The sequence below is a fragment of the Nonomuraea sp. NPDC049400 genome (assembly GCF_044466425.1).
In the GTDB taxonomy this organism is placed as follows: Bacteria; Actinomycetota; Actinomycetes; order Streptosporangiales; family Streptosporangiaceae; genus Nonomuraea.
The window spans coordinates 159696-176344 of sequence record NZ_JBITMP010000002.1; the positions used below are offsets into that span (position 1 = coordinate 159696).

At 72.3% G+C, this 16649-nt stretch carries 15 protein-coding genes; 12 read left to right on the forward strand and 3 right to left on the reverse strand.

Annotated elements, in window-relative coordinates; translation table 11 throughout:
* Position 1: 1 nt before the first annotated feature.
* Positions 2-1021 carry a LacI family DNA-binding transcriptional regulator gene (locus ACIBVN_RS02740; RefSeq protein ID WP_397131922.1) on the reverse strand — a complete coding sequence of 340 codons (1020 nt, stop codon included), beginning with the start codon at positions 1019-1021 and terminating at the stop codon, positions 2-4.
* Positions 1022-1236: 215 nt separating this feature from the next.
* Between ACIBVN_RS02740 and ACIBVN_RS02745 the strand changes: the two genes are divergently transcribed.
* The 9 genes from ACIBVN_RS02745 to ACIBVN_RS02785 are packed head-to-tail and all read left to right on the forward strand — an operon-like array spanning position 1237 to position 10855.
* Positions 1237-3147 carry a primary-amine oxidase gene (locus ACIBVN_RS02745; RefSeq protein ID WP_397131924.1) on the forward strand — a complete coding sequence of 637 codons (1911 nt, stop codon included), beginning with the start codon at positions 1237-1239 and terminating at the stop codon, positions 3145-3147.
* 14 nt (positions 3148-3161) lie between these two features.
* Positions 3162-4769 carry an ABC transporter substrate-binding protein gene (locus ACIBVN_RS02750; protein WP_397131926.1) on the forward strand — a complete coding sequence of 536 codons (1608 nt, stop codon included), beginning with the start codon at positions 3162-3164 and terminating at the stop codon, positions 4767-4769.
* A 2-nt stretch (positions 4770-4771) separates the two neighbouring features.
* Positions 4772-5740 carry an ABC transporter permease gene (locus ACIBVN_RS02755; RefSeq protein ID WP_397131928.1) on the forward strand — a complete coding sequence of 323 codons (969 nt, stop codon included), beginning with the start codon at positions 4772-4774 and terminating at the stop codon, positions 5738-5740.
* Positions 5737-6555 (forward strand): ABC transporter permease, encoded by an 819-nt coding sequence (locus tag ACIBVN_RS02760; protein ID WP_397131930.1) that lies wholly within the window; start codon positions 5737-5739, stop codon positions 6553-6555. Before ACIBVN_RS02755 ends, ACIBVN_RS02760 begins: the two co-directional genes overlap by 4 nt.
* Positions 6552-7478 carry an ABC transporter ATP-binding protein gene (locus tag ACIBVN_RS02765; protein WP_397131932.1) on the forward strand — a complete coding sequence of 309 codons (927 nt, stop codon included), beginning with the start codon at positions 6552-6554 and terminating at the stop codon, positions 7476-7478. The genes ACIBVN_RS02760 and ACIBVN_RS02765 overlap by 4 nt, the downstream gene beginning before the upstream one ends.
* Positions 7475-8212 carry an ABC transporter ATP-binding protein gene (locus ACIBVN_RS02770; protein WP_397131934.1) on the forward strand — a complete coding sequence of 246 codons (738 nt, stop codon included), beginning with the start codon at positions 7475-7477 and terminating at the stop codon, positions 8210-8212. Before ACIBVN_RS02765 ends, ACIBVN_RS02770 begins: the two co-directional genes overlap by 4 nt.
* The gene (locus tag ACIBVN_RS02775) at positions 8209-9207 is read left to right on the forward strand and encodes a P1 family peptidase (RefSeq protein ID WP_397131936.1); all 999 of its coding nucleotides are present in this window, start codon (positions 8209-8211) and stop codon (positions 9205-9207) included. Before ACIBVN_RS02770 ends, ACIBVN_RS02775 begins: the two co-directional genes overlap by 4 nt.
* Positions 9208-9209: 2 nt before the next feature.
* The gene (locus ACIBVN_RS02780) at positions 9210-9791 is read left to right on the forward strand and encodes an FMN-binding negative transcriptional regulator (protein ID WP_397131938.1); all 582 of its coding nucleotides are present in this window, start codon (positions 9210-9212) and stop codon (positions 9789-9791) included.
* Entirely contained in the window at positions 9788-10855 is a 1068-nt protein-coding gene (locus ACIBVN_RS02785) for a C45 family autoproteolytic acyltransferase/hydolase (protein ID WP_397131940.1), read from the forward strand. The genes ACIBVN_RS02780 and ACIBVN_RS02785 overlap by 4 nt, the downstream gene beginning before the upstream one ends.
* Here the strand turns inward: ACIBVN_RS02785 and ACIBVN_RS02790 are convergent, their stop codons facing one another.
* A complete protein-coding gene (locus ACIBVN_RS02790) occupies positions 10856-12019 on the reverse strand; it encodes an acyl-CoA dehydrogenase family protein (RefSeq protein WP_397131942.1) in 1164 nt (387 codons plus the stop codon).
* A 67-nt stretch (positions 12020-12086) separates the two neighbouring features.
* On the opposite strand from ACIBVN_RS02790, the gene ACIBVN_RS02795 reads away from it, so the two are divergent.
* The 3 genes from ACIBVN_RS02795 to ACIBVN_RS02805 are packed head-to-tail and all read left to right on the forward strand — an operon-like array spanning position 12087 to position 15306.
* Positions 12087-13520 (forward strand): aldehyde dehydrogenase family protein, encoded by a 1434-nt coding sequence (locus tag ACIBVN_RS02795; RefSeq protein WP_397131944.1) that lies wholly within the window; start codon positions 12087-12089, stop codon positions 13518-13520.
* Positions 13517-14641 carry a CaiB/BaiF CoA transferase family protein gene (locus ACIBVN_RS02800; protein WP_397131946.1) on the forward strand — a complete coding sequence of 375 codons (1125 nt, stop codon included), beginning with the start codon at positions 13517-13519 and terminating at the stop codon, positions 14639-14641. Before ACIBVN_RS02795 ends, ACIBVN_RS02800 begins: the two co-directional genes overlap by 4 nt.
* Positions 14638-15306 (forward strand): GntR family transcriptional regulator, encoded by a 669-nt coding sequence (locus tag ACIBVN_RS02805; protein ID WP_397131948.1) that lies wholly within the window; start codon positions 14638-14640, stop codon positions 15304-15306. Before ACIBVN_RS02800 ends, ACIBVN_RS02805 begins: the two co-directional genes overlap by 4 nt.
* Here the strand turns inward: ACIBVN_RS02805 and ACIBVN_RS02810 are convergent.
* Positions 15301-16611, reverse strand: coding sequence for a hypothetical protein (locus ACIBVN_RS02810; RefSeq protein ID WP_397131950.1), 1311 nt, complete (start codon positions 16609-16611; stop codon positions 15301-15303). The genes ACIBVN_RS02805 and ACIBVN_RS02810 overlap by 6 nt on opposite strands.
* Positions 16612-16649: the final 38 nt, after the last annotated feature.

Consider the following 16649-nt stretch of genomic DNA (forward strand, 5'->3'; position numbering starts at 1 on the left):
GTCAGGGGTGGGGGCGGGTCGAGGCGCGGATGTTGAGCTCTATCGGGTGTACGCGCTCGGTGCCCATCGGCGCGGACCCGGACAGCAGCTCGAACAGCAGCTCCGCGCAGCTCGCCCCCGCCTCCTTCGGGCGCAGGTCGATCGCGGTGATCGGCGGGTCCGACTGGCGGGTGGCGGCGTTGTCCACGCACGAGGCGAGCCTCACCCCGGTCTCCCGCAACAGCGGCGCCACCTCGGCCGCCGCCCCCGCCGGGGCGCACACCAGGGCGTCCAGCGGCCCGCCGGCCTGCCGGGCGTCGAGGAGGGCGCGGGCGGCGGCCCGGACCTCGTCGCCCGACGCGTCGAACGACACCCGCCGCACCAGCGGCGCGACCTCGTGCGCGGCGCACCACTCCAGATAGCCCCGGTGCACGCTGGCCGCCCAGTCGCTCTCGTCCCCGGCCACGATGAGCGCAGGCCGGGACGCGCCCGACTCGCGCAGGTGGTCGAGCAGGCGGACCAGCATCGCGGCGTGCTCCGACCACACCACCCCGTCGGCCTGCCGGGAACCGGGGAAGCGTTCGCACGAGACCGTCGGCAGCCCCGTCGCCATCAGGCTCTCCACCACCGGGTCGCCCCCGAGCGGGTCGCCGAGCACCAGGCCGTCCACGCGCGGCGGCCGTGAGCGGCGCTGGCCGGACGTGATCAGCGTGACGTCGTAGTCGTGCCGCGCCGCCTGCTCGACCACGCCGAAGACGAACGACATGTAGTACGAGGAGCGGGTCAGGACCTCCGGCACGTGCAGGCCGATGGTGCCGGTGCTGGCCTTGCGCAGATGCCTGGCCGAGCCGTTGGGCACGTAGCCGAGCCGCTCGGCGACCCGCGCGACCGCCTCCCGGGTGCGCTCCGACACCCGCCCGGAGCCGCGCAGCGCGTCGGAGGCCGTCGTCTTGGACACCCCCGCCTCCCGGGCGACGGTGAGGATCGTGACCGGCTCCTCCGCCGCACGCGTATCGCGTCCTGTTCGCTCGTCTGCCTGCACGCCCCGATGGTAGCGGCCTGATCGTCCTCCTTCTCCGGGCAAGTTCGGCTCCCCCTTCGCCTCTCGTGAGCGGCCGGTTCGGCGCGCCTCATGGGCGGGCGCTCCGGTAAACGGTCTGTTTCAGGTGGCTTTTGGGTCTTGTCTCCGTCCGCCGGCCGCGATTAGGTTAGCCGAAACCTTGCCGGAACGTTCCGGCAGCAGAAAGGGGCGGAACGTTGCACCTGACCACCGGGAAGCATCCCCATCCTCTCGACCCCCTCGCCCCGCGGGAGATCGACGAGGTCAGGCGGATCCTGATGGAGGAGGGTCTGCTGACCGACACGGTGCGGGTGGCCTACCTCGGCCTCGAGGAGCCGCCGAAGGGCGAGGTGCTGGCGTACGAGCCGGCAACTTCCATCGCGCGCCGCGCCCGCGCCTTCCTCCTGGACCTGGCCACCGAGGCGGCCGAGGACGTGATCGTGTCGATCAGCGCGGGCACGGTCGAGGCGCGCAGGCCGATCGATCCGGTCACCGACGGCCAGGTGCCCATGCTGGACGAGGAGCACGCCCTGGTCAGGAAGGTGCTGAGAGAAGACGCGCAGTGGGCCGAGGCGCTGCGGCGGCGGGGCATCGAGGACCCGGCGGGCGTCTATCTGGCGGCGCTGAGCGCGGGGCACTTCGGCCTGGCCAAGGAGCAGGGCAGGCGGGTGGCGAGGGTGCTGGCGCACCGGATGCCCACCCCCGAGAGCCTCCCGTGGGCCTACCCCGTGGACGGCCTGGTCGCGTACGTGGACCTGGTCAAGGGCGAGGTCATGGAGATCGTGGACACCGGTCCCCAGCCGATCCCGGACGAGCCCGGCGACTACCACCACGGCCCGCACCGCACCTCGCAGAAGCCCATCCATATCACCCAGCCGGAGGGACCCAGCTTCACGGTCGACGGCCCGCTGGTCACCTGGGAGAAGTGGAGCCTGCGCCTCGGGTACGACATGCGCGAGGGGCTCACCCTGCACCAGATCGGCTTCGAGGACGGCGGTCGCACCAGGCCGATCGTCTACCGCGCGTCGGTGGCCGAGATGCTGGTCCCGTACGGCGACCCGAGCCCGATCCGGTTCTGGCAGAACTACTTCGACACCGGCGAGTACCAGCTCGGCAAGCTGGCCAACTCGCTGGAGCTGGGCTGCGACTGCCTCGGCGAGATCACGTACTTCGACGCCGTCGTGACGGACGGCGCCGGCGTGCCCAAGGTGATCACCAATGCGATCTGCATGCACGAGGAGGACTACGGCGTGCTGTGGAAGCACACCGATCCGGCCAACGGCTCCAGGCAGACCCGCCGGCAGCGGCGCCTGGTGATCTCGTTCTTCGTCACCGTGGGCAACTACGACTACGGCTTCTACTGGTACCTCTACCTCGACGGCACCATCGAGCTGGAGGTCAAGGCCACCGGCATTGTGTTCACGGGGGCCTACGACGACCGCGCCGCGCCCTACGGCTCGGAGGTCGCGCCGGGGCTGGCGGCGCCGTACCACCAGCACCTGTTCAGCGCCCGGCTGGACATGACGGTGGACGGCGTGGCGAACGCGGTGGACGAGGTCGAGGCGGCTCCTCATCCGATCAGCGCGGCGAACCCGTACGGCAACGCCTTCGGCCGCACCGCGAGACGGCTGCGCAGCGAGCGGGCGGCGCGGCGCGACGCCGACCTCGCCAAGGAGCGCACCTGGCACGTCGTGAACCCCGAGGTGCGCAACCGCCTCGGCCGCCCGGTCGGCTACGCCCTGCACCCCGAGGGCAAGCCGACCCTGCTGGCGAACCCGGACGCGTCCATCACGCAGCGGGCCGAGTTCGCCACCAGCCATCTGTGGGTGACGCACTATCACCCCGCGGAGCGCTATCCCGCCGGGGACCTGGTCAACCAGCATCCCGGCGGCGCGGGCCTGCCCGCCTACACCAGGGCCGACCGCGACATCGACGGGCAGGACATCGTGCTGTGGCACACGTTCGGCCTGACGCATTTCCCCCGCACCGAGGACTGGCCGATCATGCCGGTCGACACCTGCGGGTTCGTACTCAAGCCGGTCGGGTTCTTCGACCGCAACCCCACGCTCGACGTCCCGCCGAGCGCCGCCGAACGTTCCTGTCATTAGAGGAGAAGAGGCCCATGCGTCCCCTACGCCTGGCCTGCGGTGTCATGGTCGCCCTGCTGGCCTCGGCCTGCGCCGCGACGAACCCTCAGCCGGAAGCCGCACCGGCGAAGACCGGCTACCTCGCAGAAGCCGACCAGTCGCTGCCCGCCGGGGGCACGCTCAACCTCGCGGTGCACATCGACAGCGGCGCCGCCACCGGGTACGACCCGCAGCTGGCCGACGTCGCCACCACCTGGCAGCTGCTCTCGTTGTCCTACGAGACGCTGGTCACGGTGGGCCCCGACTTCAGCGTCCAGCCGCTGCTGGCCGACAAGTGGGAGACCCCCGACCCCAAGACGTACGTCTTCCACCTGCGGGAGGGCGTCACCTTCTCCAACGGCCGCGAGATGACCGCCGACGACGTGGTGGGCAGCCTGAAGCGCCTGCTGGCGTCGAAGTCGGTCTGGCGTGGCCAGCTCGGCCCGGTCAAGTCGGTCACCAAGGACGGCGACCGCACGGTCAAGGTCACCCTCAGCGAGCCGTACACGCCGTTCCTGGCCGCCCTGGCCAACGTGCCCGCCGCCGTCCTGCCCATGAAGGAGATCGACGACAAGTCGGTCGACCCGGCCAAGACGCTGCTCGGCACCGGCCCGTACGTGGTCGGGAACCACCGCCAGGACGTGTCGTGGACCTTCAAGCGCAACGACAAGTACTGGGCGAAGGGGAAGCCGGCGGCCGACGCCGTCAACATCACGATCGCGCCGGAGGAGGCCGCGCGCATCGCCGCCCTGCAGAACGGCGGTGCCGCCCTGGCCACGCTGGGCAACGTCGACTCCGCGAGCATGCTGGCCGGGGCGAAGAACGTCCAGGTCGTCACCCAGGCCACCACCGACTTCTACTACCTGATGCTCAACACCCAGGCCCCGAACTCGAAGTTCGCCGACCCGAGGGTGCGCCAGGCCGTCGCCATCGCGCTCGACCAGCAGCAGATCGCCGACGTGGCGCTCGGCGGCAAGGGCAAGCCGACCGCCGTCACCCCGGCGGGCCTGCCCGGCGCGTGCGACCCGGCTGCGCTGCCGTCGGCGTCGAAGAGCCTGGACGAGGCCAAGAAGCTGCTGGCCGAGGCGGGCGCGCAGAGCCTGACGTTCACGCTCAGCATCTTCGCCACCGAGCCCGCCCCCGCGGTCGCCCAGGTGATCCAGCAGAACCTCCAGCAGGCCGGCATCACCGTGAAGATCGAGCAGCTGGACGAGGCCGGCTGGTCGGGCAAGGTGTACGGCAAGGCGCCCGCCGAGTTCGACGCCGCGCTGTCCTGGTTCGCCGGTTACGCCGACCCCGGCATGGTCACCAAGTGGTGGAACCCGGAGACGGCCGGCTTCAACGCCGGCTTCATGAAGCCGGACAAGGAGCTGAACGCCCTCATCGACGCGGCGGGCAAGGAGCCCGCGGGCGCCGCGCGTGGCAAGGCGCTGGCGGCCGTCTGCGCGAAGGCCGACGCGGACGGGCAGATGATCCCGCTGGTCACCCGCCCTGCCACGGTCGCGTTCCGCACCGACGCGCTCAGCCCCAGCCTGTACGCCACCGAGGGGTACGGCAACGTGCTGCGCCTGGTCGCCGACGCCCGCGTGAAGAAGGCGCAGTAGTCATGCGCCTGCTGATGTGGTGGTCCGGCCGGGCACTCAGCTCGGCCGCCACACTCCTGGGCGTCTCCGTGCTGATCTTCGCGGCCGTGCGCCTGATGCCCGGCGGCTTCGCCGAGACCGTGCTCGGCCCGTTCGCCACGGCGGAGCAGAAGGCGGAGCTGGCCGCCCGCTACGGGCTCGACCAGCCGGTGTTCCTGCAGTACGGGCACTGGCTGGGCGCCGTCGCGGGCGGCGACTTCGGCATCTCCATGATCAGCCGCCAGCCGGTCGGCACGGAGATCCTGGCCCGCCTGCCGGTGACGGCCGAGCTGACCGTGCTGGCCGTGGCCGTCAGCGCGCTGGCGGGGGTGCCCTTGGGCGTGCTCACCGCCGTGCGCGGCAGACCGGGCGGCGGCGGGACGGCGGGGCGGCTGCTCAGCGGGCTGGGCGTCAGCGTGCCGGAGTTCGTGCTGGGCAGCCTGGTCGTGTTCGTGTTCTCCCGGTACGCGCTCGGCCTGGAGGTCGGCGCTTGGGTGCCGTTCACCCGGGACCCGGGCGCGAACCTGGCCGCGATGGTGCTGCCCGCCGCCGTCCTGTCGGTGTTCGCCATCTCGGTCACCGCGCGGACCACCCGGGACGCGGTGCTGGGCGTGCTGGTCGAGCCGTACGTCACGGCGGCCGTCGGGCGCGGCGAGTCGCCGTGGTTCATCGTCAGGCACCACATCCTGCGCAACGCCGCCACGCCCGTGGTCACGCTGCTCGGCACGATCACCGCGTACCTGCTGGGCGGGGCGCTGATCGTGGAGCACGTGTTCAACCTGCCGGGCATCGGCTCGTACATCGTGCAGGCCGTGGGCCGCCGCGACTACGCGGTCGTGCAGGCGGGCGTGCTGCTCGCGGCGGCGGTGTTCATCGTGATGAACGTGCTGATCGACCTGCTCGTCGGGGTTCTGGACCCGAGGCTCGGCGTGCTGGCGGGGAGGCGCTCATGAGGAGGCTGGACCGGCTGTCCATCGGCGGGCTCGTCTGCCTGGCCGTGCTGGTGGTGTTCGCGCTGGGCTCGCTGGTCGGGGCCGGGGGAGACCCGGACGCGATCGTCGGGCCGCGCCTGCAGCCGCCGGGGCCAGGCTGGTGGCTGGGCACCGACAACCTGGGCCGCTCGGTGCTGCCACGTGTCATGGAGGGCGTCGGCACGACGCTGTTGTTGTCGTCGGTCGCCGTGCTGGTGACGGCGGCGCTGAGCGCGACGTTCGGCATCATCGCCGGATACCGCGGCGGCTACCTGAACGAGCTGGTGATGCGGCTGGTGGAGGTGCTCTACTCCTTCCCGGCCATCGTGCTGGCGATCCTGGTCGCCGCCGTGCTCGGCCCTGGCCAGCTGGCGGCGCTGGCCGGCATCGTGCTGGTGACGATCCCGCTGATGACCCGGCTGGTGCGGGCCGCCGCCGTGGCCGTGTCGCAGCGCGACTACGTCACCTCGGCCGTCATCAGCGGCGCCCGGCTGCCGCGCGTGCTCGGCCGTCATGTGCTGCCGAACGTGGCGGGCACGATCGCGGTGCAGGGCACGTACGCGCTGTCGGTGGGGATCGCGGTCGAGGGCGGGCTGAGCTTCCTCGGGTTCGGCGTGCAGCCGCCGCAGGCCTCGCTCGGCGTGCTGATCCAGCAGGGCGGCACCTACATGATCGCCGCACCCTGGCTGATCCTCGGCCCGGGCGTCGTGCTCGTGGCGGCCATCCTGGCGATCAACGTGGTGGGCGACGGGCTGCGCGACCGGCTCGAGCCCAGGGAGACGAGGTCACTCACATGAGCCTGCTCACGGTGCGGAACCTGGTGATCGACTACGCCGCGACCAGGGCGCTGGACGGCGCCGACCTGGAGGTGGCGCAGGGCGAGACGGTCGGCCTGGTCGGTGAGAGCGGCTCAGGCAAGTCCACGCTCGGCTCGGCCGTCGGCCGCCTGCTGCCCGGGACGGCCCGGCGGAGCGAGGGAGAGGTCGTGGTGTCCGGGCAGCCGGTGTTCGACCTGCCCCCCAAGCAGCTGCGCCACCTGCGGAAACGGCATCTCGGGTTCGTCTTCCAGGACCCGATCGCCTCGCTCGACCCGACCATGCGCGTCGGCGACCAGCTGCGCCTGGTGCTCGGGCGCGGCGCCGACGTGGGCTTCCACCTGGGCCGGGTCAAGCTCGACGACCCCCGCGTCGTGCGCGCGTACCCGCATCAGCTCTCCGGCGGCATGGCGCAGCGGGTGGCCATCGCGATGGCCATGGCCACCTCACCCGAGCTGCTCGTCGCCGACGAGCCGACCGCCGCACTGGACAGCCAGGTGCGCGAGGAGGTGCTGAACGTGGTCTTCTCGCTGGCCGCCGAGGCCGGGACGAGCATCCTGTGGCTCAGCCACGACCTGCCCGCCGTCGCCCGCAGGTGCGACCGGGTCGCGGTCATGTACGGGGGCCGCGTCGTCGAGTCCGGACCCGCCCGCGAGGTGCTCGGCACGCCCGCCCACCCGTACACGGCGGCGCTGGCCGGATCGGCGCCCGCGGCGGCGGCTCACGGCGTCCGGCTGGAGCCGGTGCCCGGGCGGCCGCCCGTCCTCACCGGCCCGTCGCCCGGCTGCGCCTTCGCGCCACGGTGCGCGTTCGCGGTCGAGCGTTGCCACCACGAGCGCCCGGAGCCGGTGAAGGCGGGCAACCACGAGGTCCTCTGTCACCGGGCCGGGGAGGTCGCGGCATGATTCTGGAGCTTGACGACGTCACAGTGACCTTCGCCGCCGGGCCGCCCTTCAGGCGGATTCACCTGGACGCCATGAGACACGTCTCCCTCTCCGTGGCCGAGGGCGAGACGCTCGGGCTGGTCGGCGAGTCCGGCTCGGGCAAGACGACCACGAGCCGGGTGGCGCTGGGCCTGCAGCGGCCCACCTCCGGCACGGTCAGGTTCGACGGCCGCCCGTTCCCCAAGCGGCGGCGTGAGCTGGCGGGCCGGATGCAGGCCGTGCTCCAGCACCCCCACTGGTCGCTGAACCCGCGCATGCGCGTCGGCCAGAGCGTCGCCGAGCCCCTGACCGTGCTGGGCCGCCCCGCCGGCGACGCGGTCACCGAGATGCTGGCGCACGTCGGCCTCGAGGCGTCGTTCGCCGGCCGGTACCCGCACGAGTTGTCCGGCGGCCAGCGGCAGCGCGTGTCCATCGCCAGGGCGCTGGTCACCAGGCCCAGGTTCATCGTGTTCGACGAGGCCGTCAGCGCGCTGGACGTCTCCGTGCAGGTGCAGATCCTCAATCTCATCAAGGACCTGCAGGCCGAGTACGGCTTCAGCGCCCTGTTCATCTCCCACGACCTCGGCGCGGTCCGCTACGTCGCCGACCGGATCGCCGTCATGCGCAAGGGTGAGATCGTCGAGACCGCCGACACCGCCACCTTCTACACCGCACCCGCCCACGAGTACTCGAAGCAGCTCCTGGAGGCCCTGTGAAAGACGCTGTGAGCAATGAGCCCCGGCTCGCCACACCGTCCGCGTTCGCGCCCGGCGTGCCGCGCAACGCGGACCTGCCGCTGGCCCCGCAGGCCAGCCCCGGACGCGGGTCCGTCGCGTTCGACCTGCCCGGCGTGCTCGTCGGCACGGCGGAGTACGCGGAGGGCCCCACCGGGTGCACCGTGATCCACGTCCCGGCCGGCGCGCGCACGGCGGTGGACGCGCGCGGCGGCGCGGTCGGCATGAGCGGCGGGTACGAGTTCAACCACGCCATCTGCTTCGCCGGCGGCTCGGTGTACGGGCTGGCCGCCGCGGCGGGCGTGAGCGACGAGCTGCTGGCCCGCAGGGACAACCGGACCAGGTGGGACGACCTCCAGCTCGTGTCCGGCGCGGTGATCTACGACTTCTCCGCCAGGGACACCGCCGTCTACCCGGACGCCGAGCTGGGCAGGGCCGCGCTGCGCAACGCCGTAGAAGGCCGCTTCCCGGTGGGCCGGTGCGGCGCGGGACGCACGGCGAGCGCGGGCAAGGTGGACTTCGGCCGGGCCGAGTTCGCCGGCCAGGGGGCGGCGTTCGGCACGTTCGGCGAGGCCAAGGTGCTGGTGGCGACCGTGGTCAACGCGGTCGGCGCGGTCACCGACCGGCAGGGCCAAGTGGTGCGCGGCAACTACCACGCCGAGGAGGGCGCCCGCCGCCACCCGGGCGCCGACTACGCCGCCGCCATCGGCGACCCCGCCCCGGTCGTCATGGGCAACACCACGCTGACCGTGATGGTGACGAACGTGAAGCTGACCGACATCGAGCTGCTCCAGATCGGCCGCCAGGTGCACAGCTCCATGCACCGCGGCATCCAGCCGTTCCACACCATGAACGACGGCGACGTGCTGTTCGCGATGACCACGGACGAGGTGGACCTGGTGAGCGTCAAGCCCACGGGCCTCGGGACGCTCGCGTCCGAGGTCGCCTGGGACGCCGTCCTGAGCGCCGTCGAGTAGCCATGCACGTCTTCCCCCGCTACGCCGCCGAGGACCCGGCCCGAGCCGCCGCGCTGATCAGGGAGAACCCGTTCGCCCTGGTCGTCAGCGCGGTGGACGGCGTCCCCGTCGCCACGCACGTCCCCGTCATCCCGGACGACGACACCCTGGTCGGCCACATGGCTCGCGCCAACCCCCACTGGCGCTCCTTCGAGTCCGCGCCCGACGTGCTCGTGGTCTTCTCCGGGCCGCACGGGTACGTCTCGCCCACCGTGTACGCCACCGACCCGGCCGTGCCGACCTGGAACTACGCGGCCGTGCACGTGACAGGCCGGGTGGAGCTGCTCGACGACGCGCTCGACGTGGTGGAGCGGACCGTCGCGGCCCTGGAGTCGCTCCGCTCGCCCGCCTGGGAGCCGACCCCGGCGTCGAGGGAGAGGTTCGCCGCGCTGCTGCCTGGGGTAGTGGCTTTTCGGGTGCATGTGCATACCGAGAAGAGCATGTTCAAGCTGAGCCAGGACATCGACGCCGAGCGGTACGCGCGCGTCCGCGCCTCGTTCGCCACCGAGAACCCCAGGCTCGCCGACCTGATGGATGGTTCATGACTTTTCCCACCTTCACGTCGTCGGAAATCGATCCCCGCGCGCGCGGCAAGGAGCTCGGCGCGCACCGGCGCAAGGCGATCATCGCCAACCTCGCCGGCTACTCAGACCTGTTCGCCGTCGCGGGCGCCACAACGGCGCAGGTCCGCGCGTGGGGGGAGCAGGCATTCGAGCGCAGCGCCGACTGGGCGCCGCACCTGGCGGAGGAGATCGCCGGGATCGCGGCCGGCGCCGGTGTGAAGCCCTGGCAGGTCGCCGTCGTCAACGCGCGCACCGAGATCCTGGCCGCCATCGACGCGACCGGTGAGGGGGAGTGCTCCACCTCCGTCGTGCTGCCGGGGACGGACCTGCCGCCGCGTACGGTGCAGACCTGGGACTGGCACGACCACCTGCGCGACGCGCCCATGCTCTGGGAGCTGGAGCCGCGCCCCGGACATGTCGTGCGCACCTTCACCGAGGCCGGGGCGCTGGCCAAGATCGGGGTGAACACGGCCGGGCTCGGCATCCACTTCAACATCCTGCGCCACGACTCCGACACCGCCGACCTCGGCGTGCCCGTGCACCTGATCGCCCGCAGGATCCTGGACGACGCCACCACGGTCGAGGAGGCCGCCGACATCGCCCGCTCCGCCACGGTGTCGGCCTCGACCGTCATCACGGCCGTGACCTCGTCGGACGCGGCCTCGATCGAGATCTCCCCGGCCGGGGTCGCCGTCATCCCGCCGGAACCGGGCGGCGTGCTGCAGCACTGCAACCACTTCCTCGACCCCGACCTGGCGGCGGGGGAGCGGCACGCCACCGACCGGCCCAGCACGTACGCCAGGCTCCAGCACCTGCGGGCCAGCACCGAGGACCTGAAGAGCGACGACCACACCACGCGGGCGCTGGCCATGCTCAGCCACGGCCCCGACGACGCGCCCGTCTGCGCCCACCCGGACCAGACACAGCCGATCAACCAGCGGTGGGAGACCGTCGCGACGATCGCGCTTGACCTGCCCGCCGGGCGGCTGCGGGTGCACCAGGGCGGGCCGTGCCAGGTCACCGAGGCGACCTGGCAGACGTTCTGATCAGTGAAACGCGCCGATCCCGGTGAGCGCCTTGCCCAGGACCAGGGCGTGGATCTCGGAGGTGCCCTCGTAGGTCAGCACCGACTCGAGGTTCACGGCGTGTCTGATCACCGGGTACTCCAGGGTGATGCCGCTCGCTCCGAGCAGCGTGCGGCACTTCCTGGCGATCTCCAGAGCCTCGCGCACGTTGTTCAGTTTGCCGGCGCTCACCTGCTCGGGGGTGATCGTGCCCGCCTCCTTCAGCCTGCCGAGGTGCACGGCCAGCAGCAGTCCCTTGCCCAGCTCCAGCGCCATGTCGGCGAGCTTTTCCTGGGTGAGCTGGTACGACGCCAGCGGCCTGGCGAACACCTCGCGGTCGCCCGCGTATACGATGGCCGTCTCCAGGCAGTCGAGCGCCGCCCCCATCGCCCCGAACACGATCCCGAAGCGCGCCTCGTTCAGGCAGCCGAGCGGCCCGGACAGGCCCCTGGCGCCCGGCAGCACGGCCTCGCCCGGCAGGCGCACGCCGTCGAGCACCAGCTCGCTCGTCACGCTCGCGCGCAGCGAGACCTTGTGCTTGACGTCGTTCACGGTGAAGCCCGGCGTGCCCGCCGGGACCAGGAAGCCCCTGATCCCCTCGTCAGTACGCGCCCAGACCACCGCCACGTCCGAGACCGAGCCGTTGGTGATCCACATCTTGGTGCCGTTCAGCACCCAGTCGCCGCCCTCGCGCTTGGCCGTGGTCCGCATGCCCGCCGGGTCGGAGCCGAAGTCCGGCTCGGTGAGGCCGAAGCAGCCGATGCGCTCGCCGGCTGCCATCGCGGGCAGCCACTCCTGCTTCTGCTCCTCGCTGCCGTACTTCCAGATGGCGTACATCGCGAGCGAGCCCTGCACCGACACCAGGCTGCGCAGCCCGGAGTCCGCCGCCTCCAGCTCCAGGCAGGCCAGCCCGTACGAGACCGCGCCCATGCCGGCGCAGCCGTACCCGTCGAGGTGCATGCCGAGCACGCCGACCGAGCCGAGCGTGCGGGCCAGCTCGCGCGCCGGCAGCTCCCCGGCCTCGAACCAGGCGGCGACGTGCGGGCGGATCTCCCGGTCGCACACGCGCCTGACCGTGGTCCTGATCTCCCGCTCCTCCTCGGTCAGCAGCGTGTCCAGGGCGAACAGCGCGGTCGGGGTGACCATCCGGACTCCTTCGTATTTTGGATCCAATATTGAAAATCCAATATGGCACAGTTAGGGTGCGTTGACCATGGACGTTCTGAATCTCATCGGCGGTCGCTGGGTCGAGGGGGAGGGCGAGGAGTTCGCCGACACCAACCCGGCGCGGCCCGGCGAAGTGGTCGCGCGCGGGCGGTTCGCCTCCGCCGCCGAGGTGGAGCGGGCGGTCGCCGCGGCGCGCTCGGCGGCGCCCGGATGGGCGGCGACGCCCCATCACGCCCGCGCGGCTGTGCTGGTCGCGGCGGCGGACCTCGTCGACGCCTCGGCCGACGAGTGGGGCGCCGAGCTGGCCCGCGAAGAGGGCAAGACGTTGCCCGAGGCGGTCGCCGAGGTGCGGGGCGCGGCCCGGATCCTGCGCTACCACGCGGGCGAGGCGGACAGGGAGAGCGGCGAGATCTTCGCCTCCCCGCGGCCCGGCGAGAACGTGCTCGTGGTCCGCAAGCCCGTCGGCGTGGCCGGGCTGATCACGCCGTTCAACTTCCCGATCGTCATCCCCGCCTGGAAGATCGCCCCGGCGCTCGGCTACGGCAACACCGTCGTGTGGAAGCCGTCCTCGCTGGTGCCGCTGCTGGCGTACCGGTTGGCGCAGGCGCTGACGTCGGCGGGGCTGCCGGACGGGGTGCTCAACCTCGTGTACGGCGAGGCCGAGGTCGGCTCGGCCATCGTGGACCACCCCGGCGTGGACGCGGTCTCGTTCACCGGCTCCACCGCGGTCGGGCGGGCGGTGATCGCGCGCTGCGGCGAGCTGGGCAAACCCGTGCAGACGGAGATGGGCGGCAAGAACGCCTCCATCGTGCTCGCCGACGCCGACCTCGAGCACGCCGCCGAGCAGGTCTGCCTCGGCGCGTTCCGCTCGACCGGCCAGAAGTGCACGGCCACCTCGCGGCTCATCGTGGCCTCCCAGGTGGCGGACGAGCTGCTGGAACGGGTGGCCGACCGGGCCGCGCGCCTCGTGGTCGGCGACCCGCTGGAGTCCGGCGTCGAGATGGGGCCTCTGGTGAGCTCCGCCGCCCGTGACCGGGTGACCTCCGGGGTGGCGCAGGCCGTGGAGGAAGGGGCCAAGCCGCTGGCGGGCACCTCCCCGGTGGACGGGCAGGGCTGGTTCGTGCCGCCGACCGTGCTCGACCTGCCGGGCATCGGGGTGGACTACTGGCACACCGAGCTGTTCGGGCCCGTGGTGGGCGCGGTGCGGGCCTCGGGGGTCGAGGAGGCGCTGGAGCTGGCGAACCTGAGCGACCACGGGCTGTCGGCGGCCATCTTCACCAGGGATCTGGGGGTGGCGCTGCGGGCGGTCGAAGGGCTGGACGTCGGCGTGCTGCACATCAACTCCGAGTCGGCCGGGACCTTCCCCTATGTGCCGTTCGGCGGGGTGAAGCAGAGCGGGTTCGGGCCCAAGGAGCAGGGGCGGGCGGCTCGCGAGTTCTTCACCCACACGATGACCGTCTACCTCGGGGCTCCGGCATGACAGGTGCCTTGTCGGGGCTGGTGGTGGCGGACTTCAGCCGGGTGCTGGCGGGGCCGTACGCCACGATGCTCCTCGCCGATCTGGGGGCCGAGGTGGTCAAGGTCGAGCGGCCCGGCACCGGGGACGACACCCGGGCCTGGGGGCCGCCCTATGCGGCCGGCGGCGCGGCGACGTACTTCCTCGGCGTCAACCGCAACAAGCGCTCGATCGCGCTCGACCTGCGGGCCGACGCGGAGGTGGCGCGGGCGCTGGCGGCCCGGGCGGACGTGCTCGTGGAGAACTTCCGGCCCGGCACGATGGACCGGCTCGGGCTCGGCTACGCCGAGCTGCGCGAGCTCAACCCCGGGCTGGTCTACTGCTCGATCACCGGGTTCGGCTCGGGGCCGGGCGCCGGGCTGCCCGGGTACGACCTCATCGCGCAGGCGGTCGGCGGGCTGATGAGCGTCACCGGAGAGCCGGACGGGCCAGGGACGAAGGCGGGCGTGGCGCTGGTGGACGTGATCACCGGCCTGCACGCCGGGCTGGGCATCCTGGCCGCGCTCCGCCACCGCGACCGCACCGGCGAGGGGCAGCGCATCGAGGTCTCGCTGCTCTCCTCCCTCCTGTCGGCGCTCACCAACCACGCCTCGGCCTACGTCGCCGCCGGGGTGGTGCCCCGGGCGATGGGCAACCGGCATCCCAGCATCGTCCCGTACGAGGTCTTCGGGACCGCCGACCGCCCGCTGGTGATCGCAGCCGGGAACGACCGCCAATTCCAGGCCCTCTGCAAGGCGCTGAACCGCGAGGACCTCGCCGAGGACCCCCGCTACGCCACGAACGCGGACCGGGTCGCGGGCAGGGACGAGCTCGTCGCGGAGCTCAACGCGGCGCTGGCCGCCCGCACGGCCGACGAGTGGTTCGAGACGCTCACCGCCGCCGGGGTGCCCTGCGGCCCGATCAACGACCTGGCCGCCGCCTTCGCCCTGGCCGAGGAGCTCGGCCTGGAGCCTGCCGTACAGCTCGACGGCGTCGGCCAGGTCGCCAACCCCCTGCGGCTCAGCGCCACCCCGCCCGCCTACCGCCGACCGCCGCCCGAGCTCGGGCAGGACGAGGCGTGGGTTCGTGAGATATTGGGGCGGTGAGTTCGGACGAGGCAGGACGCAGGCCGCCGACGGCCCAGCAGTTCGTGCTGGCCGAGCTGCGCCGCGCCATCACCACCGGCCGCCTGCGTCCCGGCACCCCCATCCGGCAGGATGCGCTGGCCGAGGAGCTGCAGGTCAGCCGCGTCCCCCTACGCGAGGCGCTCAAGACGCTCGAGGGCGAGGGCCTGGTCACCTACAAGGCGCACAAGGGCTACTGCGTCGCCACGCTCTCGCTCGACGACCTGCGCGAGGTCTACCGCATCCGCGAGCTGCTGGAGGAGGAGGCCGTCCGCCACGCCGTCGCCCGTCTCTCCGGCGCTGACCTCGACCGGCTGGAGTCGGCTCAGGAGGAGGTCGAGCGGGCCGCGTCGGCAGGCGACGTGCCGGCCATGGCGGCGGCCAACCGGCTGTTCCACATGACGTTGTTCGACTGCGCGGGCATGCCCCGCCTGGCTCGCCTGATCAGGACCCTCTGGGACACGACGGACGCCTACCGCTCGATGTATTACGGCGACGCGGGCAACCGGGAGCGGGTCGTCAAGGAGCACCGCGCCACCCTTGACGCCCTGCGCCGCCGCGCCGCCGACGAGGCCGTGACGACGCTCAACGTCCACCGCGATCACGCCGTCGCCGAGCTGGAGTCCCTTCTCGCCCGCCCCTCATGAGGGGGCGCAGTGGTCGCGGCAGCCGCCGAACCGGGCGGTGTCGGGCTTGACGAACGCCGTCTCCGGGATGTCGGTCAGGGCCGCCTCCATCGAGGACTTCCAGATGGGGCCGGGGATCGTCGTGCCGTACACGTCCTGGTAGTGGTGGCCGCCGATGGTGATGTCCGACAGCTTGTTCCGGATCGGGTTCAGCGGGTGGCCGAGGGCCACGGCGGAGGCGAGGTCGGGGGTGTAGCCCACATACCAGGCGGCGGTGAAGGCGTCGACGGTGCCCTCCATGCCCGCCGCGTCCCGCCCGAGGCCCTTCAGGGGGCTCCCGCTCAGCGCCTCCGACAGCACGCCGCTCACCGCGTCGGCGACCGGCGGCTCGAGCACCTCCTGGCACTGCGCGGCGAAGGTGCGCAGGAACGCCCCGTCGCGCACCTCCGTGACCGCCCTGGGCGCGCAGTGCCTGCCCCGGGCGGCGAGGGTCGCGTGGGTGCTGGCGACCGAGACCGGGTCCACCTCGTTGACACCCAGGGGGAACGTCTCGTATTCCTGCATCGCCAGCCCGTCGCCCCGCTCGAGCCCGAGCCGCTTGGCCGCCTGCACGCTCTCGCACAGGCCGGCTTTCTCCGTCAGCTTCATGAAGAACGTGTTCTCGGCGGCCCGGGTGCCGGACCGCAGCGTCGTGAACTCGCCGTGATCCCGCTTCAGGTTGGTGATGGTGAACGACGGATCGGCGACCGCCTGGCCCTTGCAGTTCTTGAACGCCGGGTAGCCCGGCGCCCGATACCCGCCGGAGTGCGGGAAACCGTCGTCGAAGCGCATGCCGCCTTCCAACGCCGCGGTCAGCGTGTAGGTCATCGCCGTGCTGCCCTGCTGTAAGGCCAGCGCCTTGAGGGGGACCTTGCTGGTGGCCATGGCCCGGATCTCGCCGGTGCCCGGGAAGATCATGACCTGGGCGGCGATCGGCTCGTCGTCGCGGCCGACGTACCGGTCGATGGCCTGCTGGGCGGCCTGCTGCAGGCGCGGGTCGATCGCCGTCTTGATGGTCAGGCCGCCGCGGGCGAGCAGCCCGTCGTCGAGCTCGCTCTTCACCCGCATGCACAGATAGGCGTACCGGCTGGCCGTGCAGTCGCCGGCGAGCTCCTCGATGACCGTGCCCTGGGCGTCCACCAGCACGTTCGGGCGGATCACCGTGGCGGCGACCGTCAGACGGTCGCGCGGCGGCGGGCCGTCGTCGCCGTCGCGCAGCAGCAGGAAGCCCGCGGCCAGCAGCGCGCCCACCCCGAGGGCGCTCACGCCGACATGTAATCGCTTCATGCGGTCACCTCGAAGATCGACTGATCAGCCGGACGCCC

Coding starts and splice junctions, on each gene's coding strand:
- ACIBVN_RS02750 (WP_397131926.1), top strand. CDS start 3,162: ATGCGTCCCCTACGCCTGGCCTGCGGTGTCATGGTCGCCCTGCTGGCC.
- ACIBVN_RS02755 (WP_397131928.1), top strand. CDS start 4,772: ATGCGCCTGCTGATGTGGTGGTCCGGCCGGGCACTCAGCTCGGCCGCC.
- ACIBVN_RS02760 (WP_397131930.1), top strand. CDS start 5,737: ATGAGGAGGCTGGACCGGCTGTCCATCGGCGGGCTCGTCTGCCTGGCC.
- ACIBVN_RS02765 (WP_397131932.1), top strand. CDS start 6,552: ATGAGCCTGCTCACGGTGCGGAACCTGGTGATCGACTACGCCGCGACC.
- ACIBVN_RS02770 (WP_397131934.1), top strand. CDS start 7,475: ATGATTCTGGAGCTTGACGACGTCACAGTGACCTTCGCCGCCGGGCCG.
- ACIBVN_RS02780 (WP_397131938.1), top strand. CDS start 9,210: ATGCACGTCTTCCCCCGCTACGCCGCCGAGGACCCGGCCCGAGCCGCC.
- ACIBVN_RS02785 (WP_397131940.1), top strand. CDS start 9,788: ATGACTTTTCCCACCTTCACGTCGTCGGAAATCGATCCCCGCGCGCGC.
- ACIBVN_RS02790 (WP_397131942.1), bottom strand. CDS start 12,019: ATGGTCACCCCGACCGCGCTGTTCGCCCTGGACACGCTGCTGACCGAG.
- ACIBVN_RS02795 (WP_397131944.1), top strand. CDS start 12,087: ATGGACGTTCTGAATCTCATCGGCGGTCGCTGGGTCGAGGGGGAGGGC.
- ACIBVN_RS02800 (WP_397131946.1), top strand. CDS start 13,517: ATGACAGGTGCCTTGTCGGGGCTGGTGGTGGCGGACTTCAGCCGGGTG.
- ACIBVN_RS02810 (WP_397131950.1), bottom strand. CDS start 16,611: ATGAAGCGATTACATGTCGGCGTGAGCGCCCTCGGGGTGGGCGCGCTG.